This window comes from Streptomyces sp. NPDC001137, from assembly GCF_040298885.1.
GTDB lineage: Bacteria > Actinomycetota > Actinomycetes > Streptomycetales > Streptomycetaceae > Streptomyces.
The window spans coordinates 431894-456884 of sequence record NZ_JBEPBA010000001.1 but is presented as its reverse complement, the minus strand read 5'-3'; the positions used below and the strand labels follow the sequence as shown (position 1 = coordinate 456884).

Below are 24991 nucleotides of genomic sequence, written 5' to 3'. Positions count from 1 at the left end.
TGCGGTCCCGCAGCAGGCTGTCGTCAGGGGCGGCATGCCGAAACTCCGCCACGGCTCTTCCGAGGTCGCCTTCGAGTTCGCCGGGCTTTTGAGGAGGATGGATGCCGCAGCGGCGGCATTACGGCCGCCGGCCTGACGATCAAGCCGGTTGAGACGATCTCTGAGGCTTGGCGGACGTCGACAAGCTGCGGATGTGGCCCGCAGGGACAGGGCGTAATGTGGGCAATCCGGACCGCGCCCGCTGGGCGTGAAGTCCCGCGTGCCCCCCACCCATTGCTCCGTAGCTGGGGTGCGCCTGGACCAGCGGAGGATCTGCGATGGGTACAGTCACGACCGACGACGGCACCACGATCTTCTACAAGGACTGGGGTCCTCGGGATGGGGAGCCGGTCGTCTTCCACCACGGGTGGCCGCTGAGCGCCGACGACTGGGACAATCAGATGTTGTTCTTCCTGGCGCAGGGCTACCGAGTCATCGCTCACGACCGCCGTGGCCACGGACGATCCCCCCAGACCGCGACCGGCCACGACATGGACACCTACGCCGCGGACGTCACCGCCCTGACCGACGCACTCGATCTGCGGGGCGCCGTGCACATCGGCCACTCCACCGGCGGTGGCGAGGTCGCCCGCTACGTCGCCCGCGCCAAGCCCGGCCGTGTCTCAAAGGCGGTCCTGGTGGGCGCCGTGCCACCGCTGATGCTGAAGACGGAGGCCAACCCGGGCGGCTTGCCGATGGAGGTCTTCGACGGCTTCCGTGAGGGCGTTGCCCGCAACCGGGCCCAGTTCTTCATCGACATTCCCTCGGGGCCGTTCTACGGCTTCAACCGTCCCGGAGCGCAGGTGTCGCAGGGTTTGATCGACAACTGGTGGCGCCAGGGCATGATGGGCGCGGCGAACGCGCACTACGAGTGCGTCGCGGCGTTCTCCGAGACCGACTTCACCGAGGACTTGCAGCAGATCGAGGTGCCCGTCCTCGTCGCGCACGGAACCGACGACCAGGTCGTCCCGTACGACGACTCGGCACCCCTGACGGTCAAGCTTCTGAAGAACGGGACCCTCAAGTCCTACGAGGGCTATCCGCACGGGATGCTGTCGACGCACCCGGAGGTCCTCAACCCGGACATCCTCGCGTTCATCCGTTCCTGACCCCGGCGGGCCGGTCTCAGCGTCCGGCCCGTTCCCCGGCGTACCGTAGTTCGCAGCGGGGGAGCGCACCTGGGCAGACGGAACCACTCGAGAACTGCGGGGCAACTACTCCCCGCTTAGGCCCCCGGTGAAGGCTTCGGGGGTGACGCGGGCGCTTGGGGGCTCCCTGGGTGACACAACAGCGTGCGAGGTCCATGCGGAGGCCGGAGCGTGCGCCCCGCGCACAACGCACCCCGCCCGAGGCACACTTGCCCCATGTCCACTCGCCGCAGACGCTGCCCCGAATGCCGTCGCGAGATCGCCGTCGTCGCCGGACGGTTCGCTCGTCACGACCCGCCCGGCGCGCGCGAGAACGGCGTACTCGTCTCCTGCCCCGGCTCACGCCACCAGGCACAACTCGACGCGGCCCAGCCGTCACTGGACGGATACGTCGTCCCGGAGATGCCCGGCCAACTGCCCCTGTTCTAAAAGGGACTTACAGCAAACCCAGAGAGATCTTCTCAAGCCGCACCCTTCGCCTCGCCGCCCATCCTCAGTTCCCGGCCACCGACTTCACCGCGACCGACACCGGCGCCGATCCGCCGACCAGTTCCAGGGTCAGTCCGGCCGTCGCCGGGGTCTCCACCAACTCCGCCAGTACGGCGGCCACGTCGTCGCGCGGGACCGTGCCGCGGCCCGTGTGCGCCTCCAGTCGTACGAGGCCGGTGCCGGGGTCGTTCGTCAGCATCCCGGGGCGCAGGATCGTCGCGTCCAGGGCGTCCTGTCGCAGTACGTAGGCGTCGGCCTCGCCCTTCGCGCGCAGATACACGTCGAAGATGTCGTCCCCCTGGTGCGCGGGATCGGCGCCCATCGACGAGACGACCACGTGTCGTCGTACGCCCGCCCGAACCGCCGCGTCCGCGAACAGGATCGCCGCTCCCTTGTCCACCGTGTCCTTGCGGGCCGCCCCGCTGCCGGGACCCGCACCCGCCGCGAACACCGCCGCGTCGGCGCCCTGCAGATGCGCCGCGACCTCCTCGACCGAGGCAGACTCCAGATCGAGCAGGACCGGTTCGGCACCGGCCTCCCTCAGGTCGTCGCCCTGCTCGGCGTGACGGATGATCCCCGCGACCTCGTCTCCGCGCGCAGCGAGCAGCCGCTCCAGCCGCAGCGCGATCTGACCATGACCACCAGCGATGACAATGCGCATGTTTCCGACCGTACGCCCGGACGACCGCGTCCGCCGCACGACTTGAGCCACGCCTCACCGTGCGCACGCGGAGCGCACAGCCGGAGGGTGCGCGCTGAGCGCACGACCCCCGACCATGCGCTCCCGGCGCGCATCGCTGGTGCTCGCCCTGCCCGCCCGCTCCGTGCGCAAGACCCCGGAGTGGTTCCGGTGGCACGCATTCCCGTCGCCCGAACCGACGGCTTGGCTGCGCACCGGTCCGCGCGTGGGCCGGAGCACGGCGCGCAAGCTGCGCGGGTGCACACTCCCGGCGTACGCGCCCCGCGCACAAGCCTCACGCCGACCGCCCCTAACGCTTACACGCGCGCCCTGCACGCCCCTCGACACCCGCCGGGATTCCTCACCACGGCCGCAGCACCGCACCCCGACCCCGCGCACCCCCACAACCGGTGCGCCCACTTCTCACATGAGACCCCACTCCCACTCCCGCCCCACCCGTCACGACAACTCCCCCCGCCCCTGCCGAGGCAACCCCAGCTCAGCCGCCGCGGCCGAGTTGCAGTACTCCCGTACCGCGCTCGTCCGCGCCACCACCCGCCCCCGATGCACCACGATGCGGCTGTAGGCCAGCGACAACGCGCCCGCCAGCCGGTCGCCGCGCAGGGCCAGCAACTCGGCCGGGAAACCCGCCTCCACCCGCACCTCGGGCAGCCCCATGGCCGACCGCGCCGAGGAACTCACCGCGTCGTACGAGTCCTCGGGCCGCAACCCGTACCGGGAGGCCAGCAGATAGGCCGCCTCCAAGGGGTCGCCGCGTCCCACCGGGTTCGACACGTCGCGCAGGGCGCCGCTGCCCGCTGCCACCCGTACGCCGGCCGCCCGCAGCAGCCGTACCGGAGCCGTGTCGCGCCGGTCGGTGCCGCCGCAGCCGCCCTGAGGCAGACACACCACCGTCACCCCGGCCGCCGCGAGCTGGTCGGCGGTGCGCCGCGCCGTCTCGGCGGGCAGCCGGCCGAGACCGCCGCACGGTCCGAGCGTCACCCCGGGACGAAGCCCCCCGGCCATCGCGACGATGCGGGCGAGGCGGGCCGGATCGGCGGCGTCGGTGTGCAGGTCGACAGGGCAGCCGTGTTCGGAGGCCACCTCGAGGATCGCCTCCACGTAACCGGTCGGATCCGGGTCCAGGTCAGGACAGCCGCCCACCACGGAGGCGCCCATCTTCAGGGCGTCCCGCAGCATCGCCAGCCCGTCCGCCCCGGCCACGCCGGTCAGCATGCGCGGCATCGCCACCGTCGTCAGTTCCGTCAGCCCACGCAGCGAACGCCGCGCCTGCAGTACGGCACCCAGCGCGCCCAGACCCTGAACGTCCCCCACGCGCACATGTGCCCGCAGCGCGGTCGCCCCGTGCCCCAGCTGCAGCAGCGCCGCCTCGGTGGCCCGGCGCTGGACGTCCTGGGGCTCGTACGAGGCCGGACCGTCGTCCTCGGCGGACAGCGCGGTGTCCCCGTGCGCGTGCGGTTCGGCCGGGGCCGGCAGCAGCAGATAGCCGCTGAGATCCACGCGCATGCCGCAGTCCCGCGCTCCGCCGGAGGCCAGGCTCCCGGCCGTGCCGACCGCCTCGATACGCCCGCCGCTCAGCCGCACGTCCACGGTCCGGCCGTCGGTCAGCCGGGCCCCGCACAGCAGCAGGGCGGCCGGGTCGCCCACCCACCCCGAGGACCCCGGAGAACCCGAGGACCCCGATGAGGAGGACGACCCCGAAGAGGAGGACGACGAGGGTGGTGGCTGCGGCTGGCTGTCGGGCATCGCACTCCAGGGGCTCGGGGGCTGCGCAGGGGAACGCAAGATCACGCAGAGTGAGTCGAGCCTAGGGTGGCGATCCGCCCGTGTCGGGGAGGAGCGCAATAGTCGTACCGGTGTGGTCCGCCGTATGGAAGCGCCCTCAGTGGCTCCCGGGACAGCCGGGAAACGGACCGGGGCGGAGGCCTCGGCCGCCCGTGGAACAGGCCGGGACGGGGGCCGCGAAACGGATTTGGGTGAACGGCGGCGGAGCGTGTAATGTCTTCATCGCTCGCCCCAATAGCTCAGTCGGCAGAGCGTCTCCATGGTAAGGAGAAGGTCTACGGTTCGATTCCGTATTGGGGCTCTGGTGTGTGAGGTTCCCGTCGCAAGACGGGAACGGATCGCATCACAGCGGTGTAGCTCAGTCGGTAGAGCAAGCGGCTCATAATCGCTGTGTCACCGGTTCAAGTCCGGTCACCGCTACTGACAGTAGCCGATTGCGGGGTCGGTCCTTCGATCGGCTACTCTTCTATGCGTTAAACCATCCCATCCGTTCGTCAAGGAGCACTCACGTGGCTGCCACCGACGTCCGCCCGAAGATCACGCTGGCCTGCGTGGAGTGCAAGGAGCGGAACTACATCACCAAGAAGAACCGGCGTAACAACCCGGACCGTCTTGAGATGAAGAAGCACTGCCCGCGTTGCAACGCGCACACCGCGCACCGCGAGACGCGATAAATCAGGCTCGTACGCGAGGCCGCCCCCACCAACCGGGGGCGGCCTCGCGTCGTTTCAGCCCCGGTTACCGACCGGTTCCGACCGATCACGGGGCGGCCGGAACGGATCTCCCGCGGGCATCCGCAGACACCGGCGGTCAGCAGTCGGCATCCAGACTCACCATTCAGAGTCGGCTCTCAGGAGTCGGCTCACAGCAATCAGCAGGCAGACACAGGAGGTGCCGAGCCATGGCGCTCGACCAGTCCTTCGTGGGGCGGAGCTACCCGCCCACCGAGCCCTACGAGGTGGGCCGGGAGAAGATCCGCGAGTTCGCCGAGGCGGTCGGGGACCCCAACCCCGCCTACACGGACCCGGAGGCAGCCAAGGCACTCGGCCACCCGGACGTCATCGCTCCGCCGACCTTCGTCTTCGCGATCACCTTCAAGGCGGCCGGACAGGTCGTCCAGGATCCCCAGCTGGGCCTGGACTACAGCCGGGTCGTCCACGGCGACCAGAAGTTCTCCTACGTCCGCCCCGTCCGCGCCGGCGACCGCCTCACCGTCACCTCCACCATCGAGGCGATCAAGTCCATGGCGGGCAACGACATCCTGGACATCCGCGGCGAGGTCCACGACGAGGCGGGCGAGCACGTCGTGACCGCCTGGACGAAGCTGGTCGCGCGCGCGGCAGAGGAGGCGTGAGCGAGAACATGACGGCGAAGATCGCATACGACGACATCGAGGTCGGCACCGAACTGCCCGCCCAGACCTTCCGCGTGACCCGCGCCACCCTCGTCCAGTACGCCGGCGCCTCCGGGGACTTCAACCCCATCCACTGGAACGAGAAGTTCGCCAAGGAGGTGGGCCTCCCGGACGTCATCGCGCACGGCATGTTCACCATGGCCGAGGCGATCCGGGTGGTCACCGACTGGACCGGCGACCCGGGTGCGGTGGTCGAGTACGGCGTCCGCTTCACCAAGCCCGTCGTCGTCCCGAACGACGACCAGGGCGCCCTCATCGAGGTCGGCGCCAAGGTGGCGGCCAAGCTGGACGACAACACGGTCCGCGTGGACCTCACGGCGACCAGCGCCGGGCAGAAGGTGCTCGGCATGTCGCGGGCGGTCGTGCGGCTGGCCTGACAGCCGCGCCTACGGCCTGGTGTAAGGGGTGTTCTCCATGGAGGGCGCCCCTTACGTGTGTGTGGCCCCCTGCCTGCGACAACGTCTCGCGGGCGAGGAACGTTCCGGCAGGGGCTTGACCTAGTTAGTGATTGAGTACTAACTTACTCGCATGGCCAGGATGAGCGCAGAAGAGCGGCGCGAGAGCGTCATTCGGGCGGCGACCACGGAGTTCGCCCGCGGCGGCTACTACGGCACGTCGACCGAGGCGATCGCCAAGCGGGTCGGTGTCTCGCAGCCGTATCTCTTCCGGCTCTTCCCGGGCAAGAAGGCACTCTTCCTCGCGGTGGCGCAGCGGTGCATGGAGGACACCATCCGCACCTTCGAGGAGGCCGCCAAGGGGCTGGAGGGCGAGGAGGCCCTGCGCGCCATGGCGAACGCGTACACCAAGGTCATCGCGGAGCGGCCCGAGCGGCTGCTGATGCAGATGCAGATGTACGTCACCGTGGGCGCCGCCGAGCAGGCGGGCGACCACGAGCTCGGCGAAGCGGTGCGCAACGGATGGATGCGGCTGTGGGACACGGTCCATCTGCCGCTGGGTGCCGACATCGACGGAACGACGACGTTCATGGCGTACGGGATGCTCATCAACTGCCTGGTGGCCATGGGTTTTCCTCCCGAGCATCGAGTCTGGGAGGGGCTGTATCCAGAGGCGCGGCTGGAAGGCCGTCTGGAGAAGTAGTCCACGCACTCCGCGGGAAGGGCGCCGCAACCGCCTTTTCTTGCCCGTGAAAGTTAGTCATCAATAACTAACCAAACAGACCTACCGAGCGACTGATCACCCTCTGGGGGAGCGATGTCACAGCAGACCGCACGTCGCGGGGGAACCGTCTGGGCCCTCGTCATCACCAGCGTCGCCGGATTCATGGCGGCCCTCGACAACCTCGTCGTCACCACCGCCCTGCCCTCCATCCGAAAGGACCTCGGCGGAGCGCTGGGCGACCTGGAATGGACCGTCAGCGCCTACACCCTCACCTTCGCCGTCCTCCTGATGTTCGGCGCGGCGCTCGGCGACCGGTTCGGCCGCCGCCGGCTCTTCCTCGCCGGCCTCACCGTCTTCACCGGCGCCTCCGCGGCCGCGGCCATGGCGACCGGCATCAACTCCCTGATCGCCGCCCGTGCGGTGCAGGGCGTGGGCGCCGCGATCATGATGCCCCTGACGCTCACCCTCCTCACGGCCGCCGTGCCCGCGGCCAAGCGCGGGATGGCGTACGGCATCTGGGGTGCCGTCAACGGCCTCGCCGTGGCCTCCGGCCCGCTGATCGGCGGCAGCCTCACCGAGCACGTCTCCTGGCACTGGATCTTCTGGCTGAACGTCCCGCTGGGCCTCGCCCTGCTGCCCCTGGCCCGCCTGCGCCTCGCCGAGTCGTACGGCACCGGCGCCCCGCTCGACGTCCCCGGCACCCTGCTCGCCAGCGGTGGTCTCTTCGGGATCGTCTACGGCCTGGTGCGCGGCCCCTCCGACGGCTGGACCGCCCCCCTGGTCCTGACCGGCCTCGTCGCCGGTACCGCGCTGCTCGCAGCATTCGTCGGCTACAGCCTGCGAGCCAAGAACCCCATGCTCCCGATGCGACTGTTCCGCTCCCGTGCCTTCTCCGGCATCAACGCCGCGAGCCTGCTGATGTTCCTCGGCATGTTCGGCTCGATCTTCCTTCTGAGCCAGTTCATGCAGGGCGTCCTCGGCTACTCGCCCACGGAGGCGGGCCTGCGTATGCTGCCCTGGACCGGCATGCCGATGATCGCCGCGCCGATCGCCGGCATCCTGTCCGACCGCATCGGCGGCCGACCCGTCGTCGCCACCGGCCTCTTCCTGCAGGCCGTCGGCCTCGGCTGGATGGCTTCCGTGGTGGCGCCCGGCGTCTCCTACACCGCCCAGCTGCCCGCCCTGATCATCAGCGGCATCGGCATGGGGCTGTACTTCGCGCCGGCCGCCAACCTGGTGATGTCCAGTGTCCGCGCCAAGGAACAGGGCATCGCGTCCGGGGCCAACAACGCGCTGCGCGAGGTGGGCGGGGCGCTCGGCATCGCGATCATGTCGTCGATCTTCTCGGCACAGGGCGGCTACGAGTCCGCGCAGAGCTTCGTCGACGGCCTGCAGCCGGCGCTGGTGACCGGGTCCGCGGTCGTTGCGCTGGCCGGTGTGGCGGCGCTGCTGATCCCGAGGCGGCGCACCACGGAGCCCTCCGCGCCGACGTCCACGGACGAACCGACGCCGACCCTGGAGCCGGTCGCAGGCTGACCCCCACCACAGCGGCCCCGCCCGAAAGGGCGGGGCCGCCGCATACGCCCGGCGACCGGAACCGGGGCGGGGTTCGCCCGCCCGCGTCGGCGGGGTGCCGCTGCGCCCACCCGTGCCGCCCCGGCGGTACGGCTGCCCGCAGCTACGGCGGCGGGTGGCACCCCGGCGGCCGGAACCGGAGCGGGGCAGGGTCCGCTCGCCCGCGCCGGCGGGGTGCCGCTGCGCCCACCCGTGCCGCCCCAGCGGCACGACTGCCCGCAGCTACGGGGCGAGTGGCACCCCGGCGGTACGGCTGCCCGCAGCTACGGCGGTGAGTGGCACCCGCAGTCGCGTACGGCGGGAAGGGGACGTGTCGGGGGGTGCCCGCCCGCAGCGGCCGGCGTCACCCCCGAGCACAGCCGCAACCACCAGCAACCGCCGGACCGAGGACGGACACCCCCCGGCGCGGCCCCGCCCCACCCACCGAACCGCAGGCGCCACCCGCACCCCCGCCGAAGCCGCGCAGGCGCCGCAGGCATCTGCACCGCCGAAGCCGCGCAGGCGCCGCAGGCATCTGCACCGCCGAAGCCGCGCAGGCGCCGCAGGCAGCCGCACCCGCCGAAGCCGCACAGGCGCCGCAGGCGCCACCCACACCCCCACCGAAGGCACAGAGGCGCCGCAGGCATCCGCTCCCCAGCCGCCCGGACCCCGTCTCGTACCCTTGAGCCCGTGCAGGAACGACACGACGCCCCCCTCGCCCCACTGACCACCTTCCGGCTGGGCGGTCCCGCGACCCGTCTGGTCACCGCCACCACCGACGCCGAGGTGATCGCGGCGGTCCGCGAGGCCGACGACACCGGCACCCCGCTCCTGCTGATCGGCGGCGGCTCGAACCTGGTCATCGGCGACAAGGGCTTCGCCGGCACCGCACTGGTCATCGCCACCAAGGGCTTCGACCTCGACGGCACACGCCTGGAGCTGGCCGCCGGCGAGGTGTGGACCGACGCGGTCGCCCGCACCGTCGAGGCCGGACTCGCCGGTATCGAGTGCCTGGCCGGCATCCCGGGCTCGGCCGGCGCGACCCCCATCCAGAACGTGGGGGCGTACGGCCAGGAGGTCTCCTCGACCATCACCGAGGTGATCGCCTACGACCGCCACACCCGCGAAACGGTCACCGTCCCGAACGCCGACTGCGCCTTCTCGTACCGCCACAGCCGCTTCAAGGCCGCCCCCGACCGCTACGTCGTGCTGCGCGTCCGCTTCGAGCTGGAGGACGCGGGCGGACTGTCCGCGCCCGTGAAGTACGCCGAGGTCGCGCGTGCGCTCGGCGTCGAGCAGGGGGAGCGGGTGCCGCTCGCCACCGCCCGCGAGACGGTGCTGAAACTGCGCGCCGGGAAGGGCATGGTTCTCGACCCCGAGGACCACGACACCTGGTCCGCCGGCTCCTTCTTCACCAACCCCATCCTCACCGACGAGCAGTTCGCCGCTTTCCACGCACGCGTGCGCGAACGCCTGGGCGACGGCGTGGAGCCGCCCGCCTACCCGGCGGGGGAGGGCCTTACGAAGACCTCCGCGGCCTGGCTCATCGACAAGGCGGGGTTCACCAAGGGCTACGGCACCGGCCCGGCCCGGATCTCCACCAAGCACACCCTCGCCCTCACCAACCGGGGTACCGCCACCACCGAGGACCTGCTCGCCCTGGCCCGCGACGTGGTCGCGGGCGTCCGGGAGGCCTTCGGGATCACGCTCGTCAACGAGCCGGTGACGGTCGGCGTCAGCCTGTAGCGCCAGGCCGGCCCGGGCGGACGGACAGGCGCACAGGGCGCAGCCCTAGTACGCCAGTCCCACCCCCTGCTTCACCGTCCCCACGTCGTCGATCATCGCCAGCATGGCGTGCGCGACATCGGCGCGTGCGATGAAGCGGCCCTTGCGCGGGAAGCCGCCGACGACGGTGCGGTAGCGGCCGGTGAGCGGCTTGTTCTGCAGCCGCGGTGGCCGTACGGACGTCCAGTCCGTGCCGCTGCGGGCCAGCTCGGCCTCCATGCCGCGCAGATCGGTGTAGACGTCCTTGAGGGCGGCCGACACGAGACCGCGCATCGCACGGTCGATGGCGCCGTCGCCGTCGGGGGCGGGGCCGACGGGAGCGGCGCTGACCACGAGCAGCCGTCGTACGCGCTCGGTCTCCATGGCGCGCAGCACCGTACGGGTCAGCCGGGTGGCGACCCCGGCGTCCTTGCGGCTGCGCGCGCCCAGACCGGAGAGGACGGCGTCCCGGCCGCTGACGGCGGCACGCAACTCCTCGATGTCGGTGAGGTCGGCGCGGAACACCTCCAGTGCGTCCCCCGTGACGTCGAGCCGGGCCGGATCGCGGACCACCGCGGTCACCCGGTGGCCCGCCCCGAGGGCCTGGCGCACGATCTCCCGGCCGATGCCGCCGGTGGCGCCGAAAACGGTGAGGTTCATGAGTGCTCCCGTACTCGGGATTGGTGGGTGAGTACTCACTCACCCTGCTTCCTTCTAGAGTGGGTAATCACTCACCCACCCGTCAAGCCGATTGGACGCCCCATGGAGCCGAAGCCGGCGCGTGTCCGCATCCTCGACGCCGCCCACGAGCTCATGCTCACCGTCGGTCTCGCCCGCGCCACCACCAAGGAGATCGCCCGCGCGGCCGGGTGCTCCGAAGCGGCCCTCTACAAGTACTTCGACAGCAAGGAGGAGCTGTTCGTGCGGGTGCTCGCCGAGCGGCTGCCCCGGCTCACGCCCCTCCTGGCCGCCCTCGCCGCCGAACCGGGGCAGGGCACCCTGGAGGGAAACCTCACCGGGATCGCCCGCCAGGCCGCACTCTTCTACGAGCAGAGCTTCCCGATCGCCGCCTCCCTGTACGCCGAGCCCCAGCTCAAACGGCGCCACGACGACGCCATGCGCACGCTCGGCGCCGGCCCGCACCGGCCCATCCAGGACCTGGACGCCTACCTGCGCGCCGAACAGGCCCTCGGCCGCGTCCGCGCCGATGCCGACACCTTCGCCGCGGCCTCCCTGCTGCTGGGCGCCTGCGCACAGCGCGCGTTCGCCTACGACATGACCGGCACGGGGGAGCGGCCCCCGGTCGACGCGTTCGCCGAACGGCTCGCGAGGACACTGCTGGGCGGAATCTCCGTTGCGCCCACGCGCGCGTGACCGTCACGCTGGGTGCATGACAAGCACCCGGGCGGGCGCCTCGGGCAGCACCGTATGCGACTGAGGCTGCGCCGGTTCCGTCCCCGCACCGGACCACACACCTACCGCGTCGTCCAGCCCCGGCACTCCTTGCTGCACACCTCCTTGCGCGCTCCCGACCCCATCGGCCTGCTGCTCGGCGACCACCACGGACTGAGCAGGCCGGCGGGGCTGTTCTCCTTCGCCGCCTGCTCCCGGCGCACCATCGTCCATGTGCCGCTGCGCGACGGCGTGCCACCCGACGAGGGCGTCGGCGAGCCGGTCGACCTCGTCCTGGTCCACCACAGCCTCGGCCTGCGCGCCGGCCAGTGGCCCGAACTGCGGCGCAGGCTATGGCAGGGCACCCCGCTCACCGTCCGCACCGACGAGGCGCGCACCGCGCGGGACGCCGCCGCGTGGCGCACACGCCAGGAGCGGACCGGTTCCCGGGACGCGCTGAGGCACGCCACGCACGCGCGTACGCTCTTCTTCTTCGGCGACCGCGCCCTGTTCGCCGACACCGCGGTCCGGCTCTCAGATGCGGCGGGCCACGGGCCCCTTCAGAAGCGTGCCGGCGAGGGGCGCATGGCGTACATGGGGTCGATCCGCCCCCTGGTCGACCCGCCCGGCGGCGGACATCCGGTCGAGGTGATGATCTGCTTCAAGGCGTATCCGCCCTACGCGCACTTCAGGCCGCCGGGCGGGCCAGCCACTCGTCCACGCCGGCCAGCAGCCGTGCCCTGACGTCTTCCGGGGCGGCCGAGCCCCGCACCGACTGGCGGGCCAACTCGGCGAGTTCGGCGTCCGAGAAACCGTGGGCCTGTCGGGCGATCTCGTACTGCGCGGCCAGCCGGGAACCGAACAGAAGCGGGTCGTCGGCGCCCAGCGCCATCGCGACACCGGCGTCGTACAGCGTCCGCAGCGGGACGTCCTCGGGCTTCTCGTACACGCCCAGGGCCACGTTCGAAGCGGGGCAGACCTCACACGTCACCCCCCGCTCCGCGAGCCGCCTCAGCAGCCGGGGGTCCTCCGCGGCCCGCACCCCGTGCCCGATCCGGTTCGCGTCCAGGTCGTCGAGACAGTCCCGTACCGACGAAGGACCCGTCAGCTCGCCGCCGTGCGGCGCCGACAGCAGCCCGCCCTCGCGGGCGATCGCGAACGCCCGGTCGAAGTCCCTCGCCATGCCCCGGCGTTCGTCGTTGGAGAGCCCGAAACCGACCACGCCCCGGTCCGCGTACCGCACGGCCAGCCGGGCCAGCGTCCGCGCGTCCAGGGGATGCTTCATACGGTTCGCGGCGACCAGCACCCGCATCCCGAGCCCGGTCTCCCGCGAGGTCGTCTCCACCGCGTCCAGGATGATCTCCAGCGCCGGGATCAGACCCCCCAGCCGGGGTGCGTACGAGGTCGGGTCGACCTGGATCTCCAGCCACCCCGAGCCGTCCTTCAGATCCTCCTCGGCGGCTTCCCGCACCAGACGCCGGATGTCCTCGGGCTCCCTCAGGCACGAGCGCGCCGCGTCGTACAGCCGTTGGAAGCGGAACCAGCCCCGCTCGTCCGTCGCCCGCAGCCTCGGCGGCTCACCACTGGTCAACGCCTCGGTGAGCGCTTCGGGCAGTCGCACCCCGTACTTGTCGGCCAGCTCCAGCACGGTGGTGGGCCGCATCGACCCGGTGAAGTGCAGATGGAGATGGGCCTTCGGCAGCTCAGAGACATCACGTACACGCTCCATTCCAGGATCCTGCCGTACGTCACTGCCGTCCCGGTAGCGGATTGCCCGTACGTGGTCTTGCTCGCACAAAGAAACAGGGGGCGGCTCCGAAAAACCGGAGCCGCCCCCTGTACAGGGTGGACGTCAGTCCTGAGCTTCCGCCAGCAGCTTCTGGATCCGGCTGACACCCTCGACGAGATCCTCGTCACCCAGGGCGTACGACAGCCGCAGATAACCCGGCGTACCGAAAGCCTCGCCCGGGACGACCGCGACCTCGGCCTCCTCCAGGATCAGCGCGGCCAGCTCCACGGTGTCCTGCGGGCGCTTGCCGCGGATCTCCTTGCCGAGCAGGCCCTTGACCGACGGGTACGCGTAGAAGGCGCCCTCGGGCTCGGGGCAGACCACGCCGTCGATCTCGTTGAGCATCCGCACGATGGTCTTGCGGCGGCGGTCGAAGGCCTCCCGCATCTTCGCGACGGCGTCCAGGTCGCCGGAGACGGCGGCCAGCGCCGCGACCTGGGCGACGTTCGACACGTTCGAGGTGGCGTGCGACTGCAGGTTGGTCGCGGCCTTGACCACGTCCTTCGGGCCGATGACCCAGCCCACGCGCCAGCCCGTCATGGCATACGTCTTCGCGACACCGTTGACCACGATGCACTTGTCGCGCAGCTCGGGCAGCAGCGCGGGCAGCGACACGGACACCGCGTCGCCGTACACCAGGTGCTCGTAGATCTCGTCGGTCAGCACCCACAGGCCGTGCTCGACGGCCCAGCGGCCGATCTCCTCGGTCTCGGCCTCGGAGTACACCGCACCGGTCGGGTTGGACGGCGACACGAACAGGACGACCTTCGTCTTCTCCGTGCGGGCCGCCTCGAGCTGCTCGACCGAGACGCGGTAGCCGGTGGTCTCGTCCGCGACGACGTCCACGGGCACGCCACCCGCGAGCCGGATCGACTCCGGGTACGTCGTCCAGTACGGCGCCGGGACGATGACCTCGTCGCCCGGGTCGAGGATCGCGGCGAAGGCCTCGTAGATGGCCTGCTTGCCACCGTTGGTGACCAGGATCTGCGAGACGTCGGGCTCCCAGCCGGAGTCGCGCAGCGTCTTCGCGGCGATCGCGGCCTTCAGCTCGGGCAGACCGCCGGCCGGTGTGTACCGGTGGTACTTCGGGTTCTTGCAGGCCTCGACGGCGGCCTCGACGATGTAGTCCGGGGTCGGGAAGTCGGGCTCACCTGCGCCGAAGCCGATCACCGGACGCCCGGCGGCCTTGAGGGCCTTGGCCTTGGCGTCCACGGCGAGGGTGGCGGACTCGGAGATCGCGCCGACTCGGGCGGAGACCCGGCGCTCGGTGGGAGGGGTTGCAGCGCTCATGGGGCCCATCGTTTCAGACCGGAAACGGCCCCGGCACGCGGGTTTCACAGACTGAACATGTGTGGGTCGACCACTGAACACCTGTCCGGAATCAGCCGGTGGCCTGGGTGATCTTCCATCGGTTTTCCGGCGATCTTCCTCCGCCAAGGCGCCTACGGGCGCTTTCTGTTCGACGATGCGCTCCGGAGCACGTACACTCTCACCTCGTTGGCCATCAGCAGCCGCGCCGCAGGCGGTGCACACCGAGCACCCGGTCGGATGCGGTACGTTGGGGGACACACAAAGGGTCGTAGCTCAATTGGTAGAGCACCGGTCTCCAAAACCGGCGGTTGGGGGTTCAAGTCCCTCCGGCCCTGCTACACACACCTTCGCCAGGATGTGTGCGCATGTACGTACAGCAATGCAACGCCGTGCGGCTCAGACCGGGCGCGGCACGGCCACGACCCGGGAACAGGTGAGGACGAATGGCGGACGCCGTGGGCTCCATCGACACGCCTGGTGCCCAGGACGAGGCGCAGGAGTCGAAGAAGAAGGCCCGTAAGGGCGGCAAGCGGGCCAAGAAAGGTCCGTTCAAGAGGCTTGCCCTCTTCTACCGCCAGGTCATCGCCGAACTCCGCAAGGTCGTCTGGCCTACGCGTAACCAGCTGACGTCGTACACCACCGTGGTGATCTTCTTCGTCGCCGTCATGATCGCCCTGGTGACCGTGATTGACTATGGGCTCAACCACGCGGCCAAGTACGTCTTCGGCTGAGCCGAGAGCGAAGGGCGCCGAGGTACCCGGCGCCCCTTTCGCATGTTCCACCCCTATGTATCCAGGAAGAAGCAGCCACCGTGTCTGACACGAACCTGAACGACGACGCCATCGAGCCGGACGAGTCCGTGGACGACGAGCTCGACATCGTCGAGGGCGCGGACGAGCAGGACGAGTTCGAGGCTGCCGAGGCCGAGGCGGGGGAGCCGGCCGAGGAGGCCGCCCTGCAGGTCGTGGACGAGGACGAGACCGCCGAGGAAGAGATCGCGGAGGAGGAGTCCGAGCCGGTCGACCCGGTCCAGGCCCTCCGCGAGGAGCTGCGCTCCCTGCCCGGCGAGTGGTACGTCATCCACACCTACGCCGGTTACGAGAACCGCGTGAAGACCAACCTGGAGCAGCGCGCCGTCTCGCTGAACGTCGAGGACTACATCTTCCAGGCCGAGGTGCCGCAGGAAGAGGTCGTCCAGATCAAGAACGGCGACCGCAAGACGATCAAGCAGAACAAGCTCCCGGGCTACGTCCTCGTCCGCATGGACCTGACGAACGAGTCCTGGGGTGTCGTCCGCAACACCCCCGGCGTCACCGGCTTCGTGGGCAACGCCTACGACCCCTACCCGCTGACCCTGGACGAGATCGTCAAGATGCTCGCCCCGGAGGCCGAGGAGAAGGCCGCTCGCGAGGCCGCCGAGGCCGAGGGCAAGCCGGCTCCGCAGCGCAAGGTCGAGGTCCAGGTGCTGGACTTCGAGGTGGGCGACTCGGTCACCGTCACCGACGGCCCGTTCGCCACGCTCCAGGCGACCATCAACGAGATCAACCCCGACTCCAAGAAGGTCAAGGGTCTGGTGGAGATCTTCGGTCGTGAGACCCCGGTCGAGCTCTCGTTCGACCAGATCCAGAAGAACTAGCTTCTTCCGGAAAGAGCTTCCGGCCAGGTCAGGTGGGCTGTTCGCAGCCTGCCTGACCTGCTCGGTTTTTGGCCGCGCATCCATACCCGTTATCGTTGTGCGGTATGCCTTCATCCGGGACGCGACCCGGACGGAGGCACGCCTCAATCGAAAGGACCCGGAGAGCAATGCCTCCCAAGAAGAAGAAGGTCACGGGGCTCATCAAGCTCCAGATCCAGGCCGGCGCCGCCAACCCGGCCCCGCCGGTCGGCCCCGCGCTGGGTCAGCACGGCGTCAACATCATGGAGTTCTGCAAGGCGTACAACGCCGCGACCGAGTCGCAGCGTGGCTGGGTGATCCCGGTGGAGATCACGGTCTACGAGGACCGCTCCTTCACCTTCATCACCAAGACGCCGCCGGCCGCCAAGATGATCCTCAAGGCCGCGGGCATCGAGAAGGGCTCCGGCGAGCCGCACAAGACCAAGGTCGCCAAGATCACCGAGGCGCAGGTCCGCGAGATCGCCCAGACCAAGCTCCCCGACCTCAACGCCAACGACCTGGACGCCGCCGCGAAGATCATCGCCGGTACCGCGCGTTCCATGGGCGTCACGGTCGAGGGCTGAGCCCCAACTCCCCCGTACATCAGCAGAAGTGGCAGGGCCTGCTCGGCCCGGACCACGACTCCTAAGAATCACCAGGAGAAGCAGTGAGCAAGCGCAGCAAGTCTCTCCGCGCTGCGGACGCCAAGGTCGACCGGGAAAAGCTCTACGCCCCGCTCGAGGCCGTCCGTCTCGCCAAGGAGACCTCCACGACCAAGTTCGACGGCACCGTCGAGGTCGCCTTCCGTCTGGGTGTCGACCCGCGCAAGGCCGACCAGATGGTCCGTGGCACCGTGAACCTTCCGCACGGCACCGGTAAGACCGCCCGGGTCCTGGTCTTCGCGACCGGTGACCGTGCTGCGGCCGCGGAGGCCGCGGGCGCCGACATCGTCGGCTCCGACGAACTGATCGACGAGGTCTCGAAGGGCCGCCTGGACTTCGACGCCGTCGTCGCCACCCCGGACCTCATGGGCAAGGTCGGCCGCCTCGGCCGTGTGCTCGGTCCCCGTGGTCTCATGCCGAACCCCAAGACCGGCACCGTGACCCCGGACGTGGCGAAGGCCGTCAACGACATCAAGGGCGGCAAGATCGAGTTCCGCGTCGACAAGCACTCGAACCTGCACTTCATCATCGGCAAGACGTCCTTCGACGACGACAAGCTGGTGGAGAACTACGGCGCCGCGCTGGAGGAGATCCTCCGTCTGAAGCCGTCCGCCGCCAAGGGTCGCTACATCAAGAAGGCCGCGGTCTCCACCACCATGGGCCCCGGCATTCCGGTCGACCCGAACCGCACCCGCAACCTCCTCGTCGAGGAGGACCCGGCCGCCGTCTGATCCTGACGACAGCCGCGCGTACGCGTCTTTTCGCACGAGCCCCGCCACCTCAGGGTTGCGGGGCTCGTCCCTTTTCCCGGACGGATGTCAGTGCCCTGCGTTAGCGTCAGGGCACGGCAATCGCACAGGGGTGGGGGACCGATGAAGAGCACGACCGTGCGCCGGGTGAGCCTTTCGATCGCAGCGGTGACCGCGCTGTCGGCCGTGGCCGCGTGCAGCTCCGCGGACTCCTCCGGCAAGGGCACGGGAGCCTCCGGCAAGGGCGTGACGCACGTCAGCCCCATAGCGGCCCTGCGCACCGCCGAGAAGTCCACCGACGGCGCCGACTCCGCGAAGGTCGAGTCCACGACCACCATGGGCTCCCTGATCTCCATGAAGGGCGACGGCGCCCTGGGCTGGGCGGACGGCCTCACCGGCACCATGACCATCACGTACACCGGCGGCACCATGGCGGACACCATGCGCCGGATCGGCACCACGTCGATGGAGGCCCGCTATCTGCCCGACGCCTACTACGCGAAGATGGGCGAGAAGTTCGCCGGGCAGGCGGGCGGCAAGCACTGGATCCGTTACGGCTACGCGGACCTCGCCGACCTCGGCGGCGGCTCCGGCGCCTACCTCCGGGACCAGATGCAGAACACGACGCCCAACCAGTCGGTGAGGCTCCTGCTGGCCTCCGGGGGCGTCAAGAAGGTCGGCACCGAGAAGGTGCGCGGAGTCGACACCACGCACTACTCGGGCACGGTGGACATCGCGGACCTCGCCCGCAAGAACTCCAACCTCACCCCGGGCCAGCTCGCCGGCCTGAAGAAACAGCTCACCCAGGCCGGCGTCAGCACGGAGTCCGTCGACATCTGGGTCGACGACCAGAACCTCCTGGTCAAGAAGGTCGAGAAGGGCCGCATGTCGGCCGGCGAGTACACCCAGACCGCGTACTACAGCGACTACGGCGTGAAGGTCTCCGCGACCAAGCCGCCCGCGAGTGACACCGAGGACTTCAAGCAGCTGATGAAGAAGCAGGGCTGGACACCGGGCAGCAGCGACACCGCGAGCGGATCCGGCAGCAGCTCCTGAGGCCGGCGGGGCTGCTGGTGTTCGGGGGAATAGGGAAGACTCCCGCAGCTTCCTGAGGCTAGGCTCGCCTCCTTACTGTGTATCAGCCATGCATTCCATGGGGGGAATCAATGGGGACTTCCGTACGGGTTTCAGCGCACCGCAAAGCGACCGGGGCCGGGCTGGCCGCCCTGCTGCTCGCCGGGGGAGCGGTCGGCTGTCAGAAGAGCGACTCCGCCGAGTCGCCCGCGATGACTCCGGCGGCGGCCGTCGCCAAGGCGGCGAAGAACAGCGAAGACATCAAGTCCGCGCATTACCGGATGACGGGCCAGGTCCCGGGAGCGGGCCAGGTGTCCGCCGAGGCGGCGGTGAGCATCAAGCCGCTGGCGATGAGCATGAAAATGACGGCCCCGAGCCAGGGAACCAAGGGCCCGGTCGAGATCCGCCTCGTCGGCAAGGCCATGTACATAGGCGGGAACGCCTCCATGGCCAAGGAGATGGACGGCAAGAGCTGGATCAAGCTCGACATGTCCGCGCTCGGCGGCAAGGGGCTGAACGCGGATCAGCTGGGCGCCGGCCAGGCCGACCAGAATCCGGCCGCCAACTCCACCTTCCTCACCGGCTCCAAGGACGTGAAGAAGGTCGGCACCGAGACCGTCGGCGGCGTGAAGACCACCCACTACGCGGGCAAGGTCACCGTCGAGGACCTCAGGGCCTCGCTCAAGGAGAAGGACAAGACCGTCAACAAGACCGTCCGGGAACAGCGCGAGAAGAGCCTCGAGCAGTTCGAGAAGATGGGCGTCGACTCGTTCACCATGGACGCGTGGATCGACGGCGACGACCACACCAAGCAGTTCCGGATGCGTGGCGAGGCCGACAAGGGTCCCCTCGACCTGACGATCACCTTCCTCGACATCAACAAGCCGGTCACGGTCACGGCCCCGCCGGCCAAGGACACCGCCGACCTCGCCGAGATGATGAAGGGCGCCCAGAGCTGAGCCGTAGAGCCGGATTTGCTTGACAGCGATCCGGTCACGTACCCTCCTGGAGAAGCCAAAGACCGCTGGTCGTTGCCGTGCGCTCCTGGAGGGTGCGGTGGCCGAAGGATCCGCTGAACCGCGGACGACCCGCGCAGGTGACTGTGGAAGTGCTCCCGGAAAGCCCCTGTCCAGGGGGATTCTGGTCGAGCTACGCCCCGTGCGCCTGCGCCGGGGCGTTTCGTTTGCTCCAGCCCCTTCCGAGCGGTCGTCATCACCCGGAAGGAGGCCGACGCTCATGGCAAGGCCCGACAAGGCTGCCGCGGTGGCCGAGCTCGCGGAGCAGTTCCGTAGCTCGAACGCTGCCGTGCTGACCGAGTACCGGGGTCTCACCGTGGCGCAGCTCAAGACGCTGCGTCGTTCGCTCGGTGAGAACGCCCAGTACGCCGTGGTGAAGAACACGCTGACCAAGATTGCGGCCAACGAGGCCGGGATCTCGACGCTCGACGACCTGTTCAACGGTCCGACGGCGGTCGCCTTCGTCACCGGTGACCCGGTGGAGTCGGCGAAGGGTCTTCGTGACTTCGCCAAGGACAACCCGAACCTCGTCATCAAGGGCGGTGTCCTTGACGGCAAGGCGCTGTCCGCCGACGAGATCAAGAAGCTCGCGGACCTCGAGTCCCGCGAGGTTCTGCTCGCCAAGCTGGCGGGCGCCCTGAAGGGCAAGCAGACGCAGGCTGCACAGCTCTTCCAGGCGCTTCCGACGAAGCTCGTCCGCACCGTGGACGCCCTTCGCGCCAAGCAGGACGAGCAGGGCGGTGCCGAGTAACTCGGCTCGCGCATTGACCGCCGCCTGAGGCTCCCCGCCTGAGGCAACGGTCACAGCGGGCCGAACGTACGCCCGCCAGACATGTACATCCGGCACCAGCCGAAATTAGTGGAAGGAAAGCCATCGTGGCTCTCACCCAGGACGAACTGCTCGCCGAGTTCGAGGGCATGACCCTCATCCAGCTCTCCGAGTTCGTGAAGGCGTTCGAGGAGAAGTTCGACGTCACCGCCGCTGCCGCGGCCGTCGTCGCCGCCCCGGCTGCCGGCGGTGCCGCCGGTGGCGCCGCCGAGGTCGAGGAGAAGGACGAGTTCGACGTCATCCTCACCGGCGCCGGCGACAAGAAGATCCAGGTCATCAAGGTCGTGCGTGAGCTGACCTCGCTGGGCCTGAAGGAGGCCAAGGACCTCGTGGACGGCGCCCCGAAGCCCGTTCTCGAGAAGGTCGCCAAGGACGCCGCGGACAAGGCCAAGGAGGCCCTCGAGGGCGCTGGCGCCTCCGTCGACGTCAAGTAAGGCTTCTTCGGCCCCCCAGGGGCTGTAACGCCTGAGCTCTGAAGAGCGATCATCCATCCGGGTGGTCGCTCTTCGGCGTTCCTGAGCGTCGGGTGGTGGCTGCCTTGCACCCTCGGGTGTGCGGAGTATGGTGATCTTCGTCGTGCCTCCAAGCACCCCAGGTGGTATGTGGTTTGGGCCATGGGGGCCTTGACGAACTGCACGCAGCGCGCAATTCTCAGGACGCGTCGTCACAAGGATCCGAATCCGAGGCATGGATCGACGGCGAAGAGGGCAGTATCAACGTGCATTGAGGGCGTGGGCTTGCCGCAGGTGTTGAGAACAACGAGGGTCTCAGAAAACCGGGGCTGGACATCAGTGTGCCGAGTGGCTACACTGACCCTTTGCGCTGCCTGTTAGCTGTCCCCTGCCCGTCACCAGGGGCATGCCCTCGCTTGAGCACCGACGATCGGAACGTCCCTGACCTGGCCTTTCGGCCAAATCGGGGAGTCCTGTCTCTGTGTGCGGGAGAGGGACCGGTACGCGCGTAGTGAGTCCGAGCCCTCGGAAGGACCCCCTCTTGGCCGCCTCGCGCACTGCCTCGACCGCGAATACGAACAACGGTGCCAGCACCGCCCCGCTGCGCATCTCCTTTGCAAAGATCAAGGAGCCCCTCGAGGTTCCCAACCTGCTCGCGCTGCAGACCGAGAGCTTTGACTGGCTGCTCGGGAACACCGCCTGGCAGAGTCGGGTCGAGGAGGCTCTGGAGTCCGGTCAGGACGTCCCCACCAAGTCCGGTCTGGAGGAGATCTTCGAGGAGATCTCCCCGATCGAGGACTTCTCCGGGTCGATGTCGCTGACGTTCCGCGACCACCGTTTCGAACCGCCGAAGAACAGCATCGACGAGTGCAAGGAGCGCGACTTCACGTACGCCGCCCCGCTCTTCGTGACGGCTGAGTTCACCAACAACGAGACCGGCGAGATCAAGTCCCAGACGGTCTTCATGGGCGACTTCCCGCTCATGACGAACAAGGGCACGTTCGTCATCAACGGCACCGAGCGTGTCGTGGTGTCGCAGCTGGTCCGTTCGCCCGGTGTCTACTTCGACTCCAGCATCGACAAGACGTCCGACAAGGACATCTTCTCCGCCAAGATCATCCCGTCCCGGGGTGCCTGGCTGGAGATGGAGATCGACAAGCGCGACATGGTCGGTGTGCGCATCGACCGCAAGCGCAAGCAGTCCGTGACCGTTCTGCTCAAGGCTCTCGGTTGGACGACCGAGCAGATCCTGGAGGAGTTCGGCGAGTACGAGTCCATGCGCGCCACCCTGGAGAAGGACCACACCCAGGGCCAGGACGACGCGCTGCTCGACATCTACCGCAAGCTGCGCCCGGGCGAGCCCCCGACGCGTGAGGCCGCGCAGACGCTGCTCGAGAACCTCTACTTCAACCCGAAGCGCTACGACCTCGCCAAGGTCGGCCGCTACAAGGTCAACAAGAAGCTGGGTGCGGACGCTCCGCTCGACGCGGGCATCCTGACCGTCGAGGACATCATCTCGACGATCAAGTACCTGGTGAAGCTGCACGCGGGCGAGACCGAGACCGTTGGTGACAGCGGCCAGTCGATCGTCGTCGAGACCGACGACATCGACCACTTCGGCAACCGTCGTCTGCGCAGCGTCGGCGAGCTCATCCAGAACCAGGTCCGTACGGGTCTGGCGCGTATGGAGCGTGTCGTCCGCGAGCGGATGACGACTCAGGACGTCGAGGCGATCACGCCGCAGACCCTGATCAACATCCGGCCGGTCGTCGCCTCCATCAAGGAGTTCTTCGGCACCAGCCAGCTGTCGCAGTTCATGGACCAGAACAACCCGCTGTCGGGTCTCACCCACAAGCGCCGTCTGTCGGCTCTTGGCCCGGGTGGTCTCTCCCGTGAGCGGGCCGGCTTCGAGGTCCGTGACGTGCACCCGTCCCACTACGGCCGCATGTGCCCGATCGAGACCCCTGAAGGCCCGAACATCGGTCTGATCGGCTCGCTCGCCTCCTACGGCCGTGTCAACGCGTTCGGCTTCGTCGAGACGCCGTACCGCAAGGTCGTCGACGGTCAGGTCACCGACGAGGTCGACTACCTGACGGCCGACGAGGAGGACCGCTTCGTCATCGCGCAGGCCAACGCCACGCTCTCGGACGACCTGCGGTTCGCCGAGAACCGGGTGCTGGTCCGCCGCCGTGGCGGTGAGGTCGACTACGTCGCCGGTGACGACGTGGACTACATGGACGTCTCGCCGCGCCAGATGGTGTCGGTCGCGACCGCCATGATCCCGTTCCTCGAGCACGACGACGCCAACCGTGCCCTCATGGGCGCGAACATGATGCGTCAGGCCGTGCCCCTGATCAAGAGCGAGTCCCCGCTCGTCGGCACCGGCATGGAGTACCGCTCCGCCGTCGACGCCGGCGACGTGGTCAAGGCCGAGAAGGCGGGTGTGGTCCAGGAGGTCTCCGCGGACTACATCACCACCGCCAACGACGACGGCACGTACATCACGTACCGCCTGGCCAAGTTCGCCCGCTCCAACCAGGGCACCTCGGTCAACCAGAAGGTCATCGTCAACGAGGGCGACCGGATCATCGAGGGCCAGGTCCTGGCCGACGGTCCGGCCACCCAGAACGGCGAGATGGCGCTGGGCAAGAACCTGCTCGTTGCGTTCATGCCGTGGGAGGGTCACAACTACGAGGACGCGATCATCCTGTCGCAGCGCCTCGTGCAGGACGACGTCCTCTCCTCGATCCACATCGAGGAGCACGAGGTCGACGCCCGTGACACCAAGCTGGGCCCCGAGGAGATCACCCGGGACATCCCGAACGTCTCCGAGGAGGTCCTCGCCGACCTCGACGAGCGCGGCATCATCCGTATCGGTGCCGAGGTCATCGCCGGTGACATCCTCGTCGGCAAGGTGACCCCGAAGGGTGAGACCGAGCTGACCCCCGAGGAGCGCCTGCTGCGCGCGATCTTCGGTGAGAAGGCCCGTGAGGTCCGTGACACCTCGCTGAAGGTGCCGCACGGCGAGACCGGCAAGGTCATCGGCGTCCGCGTCTTCGACCGCGAGGAGGGCGACGAGCTTCCCCCCGGTGTGAACCAGCTGGTGCGCGTGTACGTGGCGCAGAAGCGCAAGATCACCGACGGTGACAAGCTCGCCGGCCGGCACGGCAACAAGGGTGTCATCTCGAAGATCCTGCCCATCGAGGACATGCCGTTCCTCGAGGACGGAACTCCGGTCGACATCATCCTCAACCCGCTGGGTGTGCCGTCCCGAATGAACCCGGGACAGGTCCTCGAGATCCACCTCGGCTGGCTCGCCAGCCGTGGCTGGGACGTCTCCGGTCTCGCCGACGAGTGGGCGCAGCGCCTGCAGGCCATCGGCGCCGACCAGGTCGACCCGGGCACGAACGTCGCGACCCCCGTCTTCGACGGTGCGCGCGAGGACGAGCTCGCGGGTCTGCTGCAGCACACCATCCCGAACCGTGACGGCGAGCGCATGGTGCTCCCGTCCGGAAAGGCGCGGCTGTTCGACGGCCGTAGCGGTGAGCCGTTCCCGGAGCCGATCTCGGTCGGCTACATGTACATCCTGAAGCTGCACCACCTGGTCGACGACAAGCTGCACGCGCGTTCGACCGGTCCGTACTCGATGATCACCCAGCAGCCGCTGGGTGGTAAGGCCCAGTTCGGTGGCCAGCGGTTCGGCGAGATGGAGGTGTGGGCGCTGGAGGCTTACGGCGCCGCCTACGCCCTCCAGGAGCTGCTGACCATCAAGTCCGACGACGTCACCGGTCGCGTGAAGGTCTACGAGGCCATCGTCAAGGGCGAGAACATCCCCGAGCCCGGCATCCCCGAGTCCTTCAAGGTGCTCATCAAGGAGATGCAGTCTCTCTGCCTGAACGTGGAGGTGCTGTCCAGCGACGGTATGTCCATCGAGATGCGCGACACCGACGAGGACGTCTTCCGCGCTGCGGAGGAGCTCGGCATCGACCTGTCCCGGCGCGAGCCGAGCAGCGTCGAAGAGGTCTGACGGGAGTCCGGCCGGAGGACCTGG

At 69.1% G+C, this 24991-nt stretch carries 24 protein-coding genes and 3 tRNA genes; 22 read left to right on the top strand and 5 right to left on the bottom strand.

Annotated features, from left to right (window positions below; translation table 11 throughout):
- Positions 1-317 precede the first annotated feature (317 nt).
- The gene (locus tag ABT254_RS02155; RefSeq protein WP_351462510.1) at positions 318-1148 is read left to right on the top strand and encodes an alpha/beta fold hydrolase; all 831 of its coding nucleotides are present in this window, start codon (positions 318-320) and stop codon (positions 1146-1148) included.
- Positions 1149-1403: 255 nt separating this feature from the next.
- Positions 1404-1616, top strand: coding sequence for a hypothetical protein (locus ABT254_RS02150; RefSeq protein ID WP_351462508.1), 213 nt, complete (start codon positions 1404-1406; stop codon positions 1614-1616).
- 64 nt (positions 1617-1680) lie between these two features.
- Here ABT254_RS02150 and ABT254_RS02145 read toward each other — a convergent pair whose 3' ends face one another.
- The gene (locus ABT254_RS02145; RefSeq protein ID WP_351462506.1) at positions 1681-2337 is read right to left on the bottom strand and encodes an NAD(P)H-binding protein; all 657 of its coding nucleotides are present in this window, start codon (positions 2335-2337) and stop codon (positions 1681-1683) included.
- Positions 2338-2814: 477 nt separating this feature from the next.
- Entirely contained in the window at positions 2815-4122 is a 1308-nt protein-coding gene (locus ABT254_RS02140; RefSeq protein ID WP_351462505.1) for an amidohydrolase family protein, read from the bottom strand.
- Between the two features lie 267 nt (positions 4123-4389).
- Between ABT254_RS02140 and ABT254_RS02135 the strand changes: the two genes are divergently transcribed.
- The 8 genes from ABT254_RS02135 to ABT254_RS02100 all read left to right on the top strand — a co-directional run bounded on the left by ABT254_RS02135 (position 4390) and on the right by ABT254_RS02100 (position 9994).
- Positions 4390-4462 (top strand) — tRNA-Thr (locus tag ABT254_RS02135).
- Between the two features lie 46 nt (positions 4463-4508).
- Positions 4509-4581, top strand: a tRNA-Met gene (locus tag ABT254_RS02130).
- Between the two features lie 89 nt (positions 4582-4670).
- A complete protein-coding gene (rpmG, locus tag ABT254_RS02125; RefSeq protein WP_003948671.1) occupies positions 4671-4835 on the top strand; it encodes a 50S ribosomal protein L33 in 165 nt (54 codons plus the stop codon).
- Between the two features lie 227 nt (positions 4836-5062).
- Positions 5063-5515, top strand: coding sequence for an FAS1-like dehydratase domain-containing protein (locus ABT254_RS02120; protein WP_344403656.1), 453 nt, complete (start codon positions 5063-5065; stop codon positions 5513-5515).
- 8 nt (positions 5516-5523) lie between these two features.
- Entirely contained in the window at positions 5524-5952 is a 429-nt protein-coding gene (locus ABT254_RS02115) for a MaoC family dehydratase (RefSeq protein WP_351462856.1), read from the top strand.
- Positions 5953-6103: 151 nt separating this feature from the next.
- Positions 6104-6673: a TetR/AcrR family transcriptional regulator gene (locus tag ABT254_RS02110; protein ID WP_351462503.1), complete on the top strand. Its 570-nt coding sequence runs from the start codon at positions 6104-6106 to the stop codon at positions 6671-6673.
- Between the two features lie 114 nt (positions 6674-6787).
- A complete protein-coding gene (locus tag ABT254_RS02105) occupies positions 6788-8230 on the top strand; it encodes a DHA2 family efflux MFS transporter permease subunit (protein ID WP_351462501.1) in 1443 nt (480 codons plus the stop codon).
- 663 nt (positions 8231-8893) lie between these two features.
- The gene (locus ABT254_RS02100) at positions 8894-9994 is read left to right on the top strand and encodes a UDP-N-acetylmuramate dehydrogenase (protein ID WP_351462854.1); all 1101 of its coding nucleotides are present in this window, start codon (positions 8894-8896) and stop codon (positions 9992-9994) included.
- A gap of 45 nt (positions 9995-10039) precedes the next feature.
- Here the strand turns inward: ABT254_RS02100 and ABT254_RS02095 are convergent, their stop codons facing one another.
- Positions 10040-10672, bottom strand: coding sequence for an NAD(P)-dependent oxidoreductase (locus tag ABT254_RS02095; RefSeq protein ID WP_351462499.1), 633 nt, complete (start codon positions 10670-10672; stop codon positions 10040-10042).
- Positions 10673-10774: 102 nt separating this feature from the next.
- On the opposite strand from ABT254_RS02095, the gene ABT254_RS02090 reads away from it, so the two are divergent.
- The gene (locus tag ABT254_RS02090; RefSeq protein WP_351462498.1) at positions 10775-11386 is read left to right on the top strand and encodes a TetR/AcrR family transcriptional regulator; all 612 of its coding nucleotides are present in this window, start codon (positions 10775-10777) and stop codon (positions 11384-11386) included.
- A 54-nt stretch (positions 11387-11440) separates the two neighbouring features.
- A complete protein-coding gene (locus ABT254_RS02085; protein WP_351462852.1) occupies positions 11441-12148 on the top strand; it encodes a hypothetical protein in 708 nt (235 codons plus the stop codon).
- Here the strand turns inward: ABT254_RS02085 and ABT254_RS02080 are convergent.
- On the bottom strand, positions 12093-13133 hold the full coding sequence (locus ABT254_RS02080; RefSeq protein ID WP_351462497.1) for an adenosine deaminase: 1041 nt from the start codon (positions 13131-13133) through the stop codon (positions 12093-12095). The two genes, ABT254_RS02085 and ABT254_RS02080, sit on opposite strands and share 56 nt — an antisense overlap.
- Positions 13134-13256: 123 nt before the next feature.
- Positions 13257-14483 carry a pyridoxal phosphate-dependent aminotransferase gene (locus ABT254_RS02075; RefSeq protein ID WP_351462496.1) on the bottom strand — a complete coding sequence of 409 codons (1227 nt, stop codon included), beginning with the start codon at positions 14481-14483 and terminating at the stop codon, positions 13257-13259.
- Between the two features lie 283 nt (positions 14484-14766).
- Here ABT254_RS02075 and ABT254_RS02070 point away from each other — a divergent pair.
- The 10 genes from ABT254_RS02070 (at position 14767) to rpoB (ending at position 24967) form a co-directional block, all read left to right on the top strand.
- Positions 14767-14839, top strand: a tRNA-Trp gene (locus ABT254_RS02070).
- Positions 14840-14947: 108 nt separating this feature from the next.
- The gene (gene secE / locus ABT254_RS02065; protein ID WP_351462495.1) at positions 14948-15235 is read left to right on the top strand and encodes a preprotein translocase subunit SecE; all 288 of its coding nucleotides are present in this window, start codon (positions 14948-14950) and stop codon (positions 15233-15235) included.
- A gap of 80 nt (positions 15236-15315) precedes the next feature.
- Positions 15316-16140, top strand: coding sequence for a transcription termination/antitermination protein NusG (gene nusG / locus ABT254_RS02060; protein WP_351462494.1), 825 nt, complete (start codon positions 15316-15318; stop codon positions 16138-16140).
- Positions 16141-16307: 167 nt separating this feature from the next.
- Positions 16308-16742: a 50S ribosomal protein L11 gene (rplK, locus tag ABT254_RS02055; RefSeq protein ID WP_003998857.1), complete on the top strand. Its 435-nt coding sequence runs from the start codon at positions 16308-16310 to the stop codon at positions 16740-16742.
- Positions 16743-16825: 83 nt separating this feature from the next.
- A complete protein-coding gene (rplA, locus tag ABT254_RS02050) occupies positions 16826-17551 on the top strand; it encodes a 50S ribosomal protein L1 (RefSeq protein WP_351462493.1) in 726 nt (241 codons plus the stop codon).
- Between the two features lie 141 nt (positions 17552-17692).
- Positions 17693-18625 carry an SCO4651 family lipoprotein gene (locus ABT254_RS02045; protein ID WP_351462492.1) on the top strand — a complete coding sequence of 311 codons (933 nt, stop codon included), beginning with the start codon at positions 17693-17695 and terminating at the stop codon, positions 18623-18625.
- A 110-nt stretch (positions 18626-18735) separates the two neighbouring features.
- Positions 18736-19602, top strand: a complete 867-nt coding sequence (locus tag ABT254_RS02040) for an SCO4651 family lipoprotein (RefSeq protein WP_351462491.1) — start codon at positions 18736-18738, stop codon at positions 19600-19602.
- 277 nt (positions 19603-19879) lie between these two features.
- Positions 19880-20410: a 50S ribosomal protein L10 gene (gene rplJ / locus ABT254_RS02035; protein ID WP_115906462.1), complete on the top strand. Its 531-nt coding sequence runs from the start codon at positions 19880-19882 to the stop codon at positions 20408-20410.
- 122 nt (positions 20411-20532) lie between these two features.
- Positions 20533-20922 carry a 50S ribosomal protein L7/L12 gene (gene rplL / locus ABT254_RS02030; RefSeq protein ID WP_344404711.1) on the top strand — a complete coding sequence of 130 codons (390 nt, stop codon included), beginning with the start codon at positions 20533-20535 and terminating at the stop codon, positions 20920-20922.
- 559 nt (positions 20923-21481) lie between these two features.
- Complete coding sequence (gene rpoB / locus ABT254_RS02025; RefSeq protein WP_351462490.1) at positions 21482-24967, top strand: DNA-directed RNA polymerase subunit beta; 3486 nt, start codon at positions 21482-21484, stop codon at positions 24965-24967.
- Positions 24968-24991 lie beyond the last annotated feature (24 nt).